We start from the raw sequence: 6,860 nt of genomic DNA, 5'->3' as shown, positions 1-6,860 counted from the left end.
GGGGGTTTTGTCATGCCTATTCGGCGTACAATTAACCCTCGAGTTGTATCTCTTGAGATACGACTCGAGGGCTTTTTGCTTTTTAAAATTATTGCTAGTTTACTTGCTTACGGCTTTTCTCCTAACCGGAATGCGTAACGTTTTTAAATACTCTTTTTGTTCCGGCTTAATACGGAAACTTTCCACCGCTTTTTGTATCGTCTTATTATGCGTCCAAACAGCTAAACGCTGATCTTTTAAGTATGGCAAAACATCTTCGTAGTTAAACGCCAAGGCTGTGGCAAAATACCAGGCAATCATCATATTTACGTAATACTCGTCACTGCGGATTGCCACAATTGTATCGGCCTGCTTAACTTTAAACCAATCACCCAAGAAATAGGACATGAAAACGCAAATTCCAAAGCGAATCGTATACGGATGTGAATCCTTAATCCATTTATACGCTAATAACTCCGCTTCAGGTCTACGTTCTGCAAATATTTTAGGCGATATAGTGTCGCAAGTAGCCCAATCTTCTACATACGGCAAAAATCGCTCCAATTCTTCAACCAATTCATTAAAATCCTGCATTTCAGAGATTAAAATGGCGTGCAGTAAATTCTCTTCAAAATATTTGTGAGGTAGCTCTGAGAAAAAAGCGTTAACCTGTGTTATCTCTGATTTATCTGCTTGCTTGGCCGCTTTCAAAAGTGTCTTGGCCAACCGACGCAATTTAGGAATCCGAACCCCGATAATCGTCTCCTGCGGTACTGTAGGATTTATTTTGCTTGAATGGGCTTTATATTCCAAATCTTGTAATGCCAATAGCTCTTTAACGATATCCATAGATAGATTAAACCTCCTCAAAAGTCTTACCAAGCACTGTAAATACTGTTGTGAAGTGCTGTAAGATGCTTTAAATTACTACACAACTATTACCGTAATTTATTTCAAATCCTCTATATCAATAACTTCAATGCCCGCTTCACGCAAGCGTTTAGCAAAAATACCTTCTCCCGGAACTAGTGTTTTTGTAAACGTTCCATCGTAAATCTCTTTAGAGCCGCAAGACGGACTACGGGATTGTAAAATGGCAAAGCTTACTTGATTTTTTCTAGCTATATCAAGAGCTCGTTCAGCACCTAGCCGAAATTCCTTATCTACCGATTCACCGTTCTTATTCGTTACTACACCGTTTATAAGCTCAGCCGGAATACGAGGTGTCGAAAGACCACCCAGTACTTCGGGACATACCGGGATAACTTCAAACTCAGTATCAAGTTTCTTTTGCTTGGCAATATAATCGGCCAGAGCTTGATTGAAGTTATTGCCACCGTTATATTTGCAGTTTTCACCAAGTAGACAGGCACTAACTAAAATTCGTTTAGCCATAAAAACTCCCTATGCATTGGAATCTTCTAAATAAAAGTCGTCTAAAACATAAGTAGTAACAGGTGTTATAAATAGTTCGAACTTAATAATCAATCGAATCAAATCATTTCCATCAATTAACGTAATCGGCATTCCTTAACGAGCAGCTTCCTTAGCCGATTTTGTAAAACGACTATTAGTTATAAAAACACCATAATCGGCTTGGAATTTGCTCATAGCTCCTAAAAATTGATTAATATCCGGCTCTCTAACTGCATTTGAATTAAAACGTTTACACTGAATGACAACACGGGTCGTACGGAAATCATTGTCATCCATATGATAGCCATAACCATCAATACCGCCGTCATTTGATACCTGAATTCCTTTTTCGGTAAATTCAACACCCATCTTTGTAAGCAATGCCCGTGAAAATTGCTCAAATTTAGCAGGTGACATTTTCGCTATAGCGTCTTGCAATCGGGCTTTAAAATCGTCTAGAACTTCAGTCTCGGATTCCACATCAGGGATAGATTCCCCCACATCTGAGCCGGTTGCCAAAGCTACTAAATTACCTTTTTGTTTCTTTTTCCTATTTTCCGCATTCCTCTGCTCCCAATACTCATGAGCTACTGATCTAACATCTTTTTCAACATCAAGCGTTCCGATATTTAACTGTGCTCCCTTTGAAGTCAATTTAATAGACGATTTATATTGTTCATAAGAAATAAAACCTACTAATTTCAACTCTTTCAAAGCAAAATTAAACTTAAAGTCAAACCGCTTATACGGTTTTCCTGTTTGTGCCGATGTGTACAAAGTTTGTTCAAACTTTGCAATATTTTCATCATCTTCACTGATTCTATCTCGTATCTCGGAACGCTCTAATTGACCACCGGCTTTTTGAAGGACGGATAAAATCGGCTTTATAAGATATGATATTTGTTCTTCCGAGTTTAATTTATCAAAGTACATAGAAGACTCCTTACCTCTTGACTGATGGCAATACAAAATTAAAAACTCTAATATTAGTATGTACGCAACTTTTATCGTTTCAAGTACTTAACCGGCACTTCTTTAGTAAGCCACACATTATTAACTGACAGGTAAAAAATATAACCGTCACGACTCATCTCGCCGCTTTTTACCTTGTAAATAACCGGCTTACCATGCCTTTTACCTACTCGCAAAGCCGTCTCTTCATCCCCTGATAAATGCACATGCAGACGATTCATCGGCAGCAAACCTTTTTCATCAATGGCAGCTACCGATTTTTCACCAGTTCCATGATATAAAATTTCCGGAGGAATTGCCTCCTGTAACTCAACATCTACATCAATCGTATGGCCTTGGTTGGCACGAATTCTCGTATGCGTTTCATCAAAAGCAAAACGTTGCTTATTATTCGTTCGCACAATCTCTTCAAGAATATCCATATTGATGGCATAACGTGGCTGAATCTTAGTGAGTAACTCTTCTACATCCGCCCAACCGTGTTCATCGAGTTCAAGGCCGATTTCTTCCGGTTTGTGCCGTAGAACCAGGCTTATAAGCTTACTGACACGTATTAGGTTTAGCGGTTGAGGGTTATTATCGTGAGGCACTATATACACTCCCTTCATGTATCTATTTCGCATCTTCTTGTCACAAAACCATACATAAAGCAATTCCTAGACGAACTATATTCTTTATTTCTTAACTTTCTTGTTTTACACTTAATCTTCTATTTAATAAGCTTTCAATGCTAAATTTTACCGATTCATAAACTTCTTTTGGTAAACCATAGGCTTCAAGTATAATATAATTTAATTCTATCCAATCAGTATCATTTAGTTGCTGAAAAATATCTGTAATTCGTTTATCTCTAACAACGCTCCACTTTTCCAATATTTTATTTTTTGATGAATCTTCCAATATATCTGGATTTAAAAAATAAGATTGCCCTATACCATCTTTAGTCAAATCAGTTACGCCTAGACCACGACCAAATCCTGAACTCATCAATAAAAACAATGAAACAAATGAATTTAAAAGAGCATGAATCAGGTCTCTATCAATCACATATTTACCTTTTAACCTGAAAGCAATAGATCTTTGATTTACAGCAGTCGGGTTTTCAAATTGCACCCAAAAGAATCTTTGTTCTGGATTAATCGAAGTAGCAAAATCAGCATACTGTGGAGCTTGATCAGCTTTATACCAATCTAATCCTCTCTTAAGTTTACGGCTTCGCGCCCATTCACTATTCTCAATAGAATATATATATTCTATTGTCTTCTCATGAACTTGACTCTTCATAGCTGAAATAGATGCTTTAGTATAAAAATAATAATCCTTAACGTTATTAATCATATAGCTATCTATATGATTAAGATTTTTCAAGATAGGATAACTATATTCTGAGTCAACTTTCATAGAATCCATAATAAAAATTTTATCTGCTCCAGTTCTTACCCCACGGCTACTATCAAAAATTTTATTCATACATATTAATTTACTAAGCACTAATTGAATCCATTGATTATTATCAAATAAGGCTTCTATGGAGAGTCCTAAATCTATATAATCTATTATTTCAGCATGACTATATTCCTGTACACTTAATTCTGTTGATGACTCGCCATAAATAGTTTTACAAATCAAACTATCAATTTCATCATCACTACACTTACTAGGATTTTTATTCAAACCTATAAATTTTACTCTATTCTCATTTTCAGAATCTTTATTTTTTAAAACTAATATAGATGTAACAATATCAGCATTGCTAAACCACTTTCCTACATTCGAAGTAATTATAAATTCAACATCAAAAATCTTGCTTAACAATTTATAAAATGACCTATAGTTCTTTTGCGTTTTAAACCATGAATTAGATGTGATAACTCCAATTCTCGCCCCCTTACATTCCATTAACAAATCCTTATATTTTAAAATTAATAATTGATATAAATCTGAACGATTATCGATATCATACCTTTCAAGCAGTTTTGAAATATTTTCATTACCATTAATCCTATTATTACTACTAATAAAGGGCAAATTAGAAATAATACAATTAAATTTGGGAATTGTAAGTTTTTCATTTTCACCTGTAGATGGATTGACTATATAAATCTCATTACCAGAAAAAATATCAAATGCATCACTTTGAAACACTATATTCTTCAAATGAGTGCTCTCTCTTGATGTTATAGCTAAATTTGCGATTTGCAGAGGATAACTATATTTATCCGCTACCCATATATGCTCATGAGCATATTCTACAGTTCTATTTTCAGATATTTTATTCATTAAAAACTTTGCAATCGTACCAGAACCTACAGTTAAATCAGCAAAATCTCCCTCATAGTTATCCAAAGTAATCGATACTAAATATTTTGCTAATCCCTGTGGAGTCGTATACAACCCCATTAGTTCTCTTTTAGCTACATCAACCATATTCTCTAAAATTTCAGAGGTAAAGCTAGAACCCACTTCAGCAAAATCACAATTAGCCAAATACAAGTTAAATTCATTAAAATTTTCAACAACTTCTTGAGGTAAAATCATTTCAAATTCACCTACATGAAAAATCGTATAAAAATCTGTTGTCTTAACTATTAAATTTAAAGACTCTGCCAATAAATTAATGTTTGCATCATTTGAAAATCTGACAAGCAAATCATTAATATCATTATTTTCTTCTCTTAACAAATGGGCGAAAATAAATCTATTTATCCACTTAATGATTATATTTTTGGCATATGATTCTGCAAATTTTTCAGGCGTATTTATTTTATTAATACTTTCTAATTCTGCTTTTTCTGTCTTCACCCAATATTTTATGTACTCTTTTAGCCTATTTCCACCATTATTAATGATAAAATCAGTAGTAATCGGCGTTAATTTCTCGGTTATTGTCTCTACATAATTTGAAATATTAAACTCTATTGGCACCACTTGGAATTTTTCTTCTAGGAATGCCTGATTTAAATAACTCAAAACGTCATATAACTGTTTTTTCCAAAACTGTTGATTAGCTTGAACTGCAGATCGCGAATTTAATATTTCCTTATACTCATCAAACACTACCGTAGGACTATTATTCCAATTTCCATCCTCATTTTTAATATAGATGCTAACATATTGAAAGTTCCATAAAACAAAAACTGATGTACCTAATCGATTAGCCTTATCCCGCGCATTAGAGATAAACTCACAGTCATCTATAGAAACATCCGGCATCTTTAATTCCCACCCCATTAAAGGTTTTAATTTTTGATTATCAGCAAATATAATAACATCCGGAAACAGTGTTAAATTTCTAGTATCTGATGCATCCTTTGTTTTTAGTGATAATTCACCTACCGCCTTTTTCATTCCCTAATTGTTTTTATTAAAAATTAAATTGGCTTCACTTATTAACTCTCCGCCCTCACTTCGCTCATTAGAGCGCAAAATTGTTCTAGTATCCACTGTTATATCCCCTTTAATAAATTTACATTCTCTAACTTTGCAAATAAGTCAGCATCAGTCTTCTTCAGAGAATTCGCTGCATCAAAAATTCTTGTTTTAGATACCTCTATATAATCTACAGGCTTATTTTTAAAAAGCGCAACATCTGTATTTTTTTCAATGCCTATAAAGTTTCTACCTTCTAATATGGCTCCAACTAAAAATGAACCTGCCCCACAAGTATTATCTAAAATAACATCCCCAACTTTAGAAAATGTTCTAATTAAATAACGCGCTAATTCTACAGGCTTTTGAGTAGGATGAAATACTTTTCCCTCAGATTCTGCTGTTTTAAAATATAAAACATCTACCGGATAACGTTCGCCTTTGCTTTCAACTAAGGTTGGGCTAAAATCACCATATGACCCTGTTAATTGATTTTTTCTCACTCCTTTTGTATAAGGCTCTCCCACAGTCATTTGGGGACAGTAATATGGTTGTTTTCTATAAAACACTAAAATATCCTCATGTTTTCTTAGAGGTTGTTTTTTGGCATTTAAAAAATTAGTAGGCTTTGATTTTTCCCACACATATTTATACTTATAGTTTTTAGGATTAGATAACATTAAACTAGCGGTAAATAAACCAGAAGCTGTAAATAACATCGCACCATTTATTTTTACTATTCTATTGTATTCCACCCACAATTTTTCAAGAGGAATTAAACTATCCCATTTATTTTGAGTATTTCCATATGGCAAATCAACTAGAACCATATCGATTGAATTATCTGGTATTTTTGCCATTTCCTCTAATGTCTCGCCTTGAATTACATTATTCAAGAATTTAGTATTTTTTAATATATTAATATTATGTCTTGTCATTTTAGTGCATTTTCCTTTGTCTTTAATATTTAAGTAAAAATTTATAAAAAGATAATCAAATCATCTGTAAGTTACGAGCATCAAAAAATAATTTATTCTTCTTATCAAAATAAAAACAGATTTATAGCATTTCAATCTGCAACATATTCTGAATTACTCATCGGTCATGATGCTACCCTATATTTT

The 6,860-nt window shown here is 33.6% G+C and carries 6 protein-coding genes; all 6 read right to left on the bottom strand.

What is annotated here, in order from left to right; all coding sequences use genetic code 11:
* Positions 1–99: 99 nt before the first annotated feature.
* Positions 100–828 (bottom strand): DNA alkylation repair protein, encoded by a 729-nt coding sequence (locus QZL64_RS12945; RefSeq protein ID WP_021842370.1) that lies wholly within the window; start codon positions 826–828, stop codon positions 100–102.
* A gap of 99 nt (positions 829–927) precedes the next feature.
* The gene (locus tag QZL64_RS12940) at positions 928–1,374 is read right to left on the bottom strand and encodes a DUF523 domain-containing protein (RefSeq protein ID WP_021842369.1); all 447 of its coding nucleotides are present in this window, start codon (positions 1,372–1,374) and stop codon (positions 928–930) included.
* A gap of 135 nt (positions 1,375–1,509) precedes the next feature.
* Positions 1,510–2,328 (bottom strand): restriction endonuclease, encoded by an 819-nt coding sequence (locus tag QZL64_RS12935; RefSeq protein WP_021842368.1) that lies wholly within the window; start codon positions 2,326–2,328, stop codon positions 1,510–1,512.
* A 71-nt stretch (positions 2,329–2,399) separates the two neighbouring features.
* Complete coding sequence (locus tag QZL64_RS12930) at positions 2,400–2,957, bottom strand: RNA 2'-phosphotransferase (RefSeq protein ID WP_021842367.1); 558 nt, start codon at positions 2,955–2,957, stop codon at positions 2,400–2,402.
* Between the two features lie 91 nt (positions 2,958–3,048).
* Complete coding sequence (locus QZL64_RS12925) at positions 3,049–5,715, bottom strand: N-6 DNA methylase (protein WP_021842366.1); 2,667 nt, start codon at positions 5,713–5,715, stop codon at positions 3,049–3,051.
* A gap of 98 nt (positions 5,716–5,813) precedes the next feature.
* Positions 5,814–6,674, bottom strand: a complete 861-nt coding sequence (locus QZL64_RS12920; protein ID WP_021842365.1) for a DNA-methyltransferase — start codon at positions 6,672–6,674, stop codon at positions 5,814–5,816.
* Between the last annotated feature and the right edge of the window lie 186 nt (positions 6,675–6,860).

Origin of the sequence: Veillonella sp. CAG:933 (assembly GCF_000431435.1) — a bacterium.
In the GTDB taxonomy this organism is placed as follows: Bacteria; Bacillota; Negativicutes; order Veillonellales; family Veillonellaceae; genus Veillonella_A.
The sequence above is the reverse complement of the archived record's forward strand: the minus strand, read 5'-3'. Positions and strand labels throughout refer to the sequence as shown.

Excerpts from the sequence above, each read along its gene's own strand:
- QZL64_RS12940 (WP_021842369.1), bottom strand. The coding sequence starts at position 1,374 with ATGGCTAAACGAATTTTAGTTAGTGCCTGTCTACTTGGTGAAAACTGC.
- QZL64_RS12925 (WP_021842366.1), bottom strand. The coding sequence starts at position 5,715 with ATGAAAAAGGCGGTAGGTGAATTATCACTAAAAACAAAGGATGCATCA.
- QZL64_RS12920 (WP_021842365.1), bottom strand. The coding sequence starts at position 6,674 with ATGACAAGACATAATATTAATATATTAAAAAATACTAAATTCTTGAAT.
- QZL64_RS12935 (WP_021842368.1), bottom strand. The coding sequence starts at position 2,328 with ATGTACTTTGATAAATTAAACTCGGAAGAACAAATATCATATCTTATA.
- QZL64_RS12945 (WP_021842370.1), bottom strand. The coding sequence starts at position 828 with ATGGATATCGTTAAAGAGCTATTGGCATTACAAGATTTGGAATATAAA.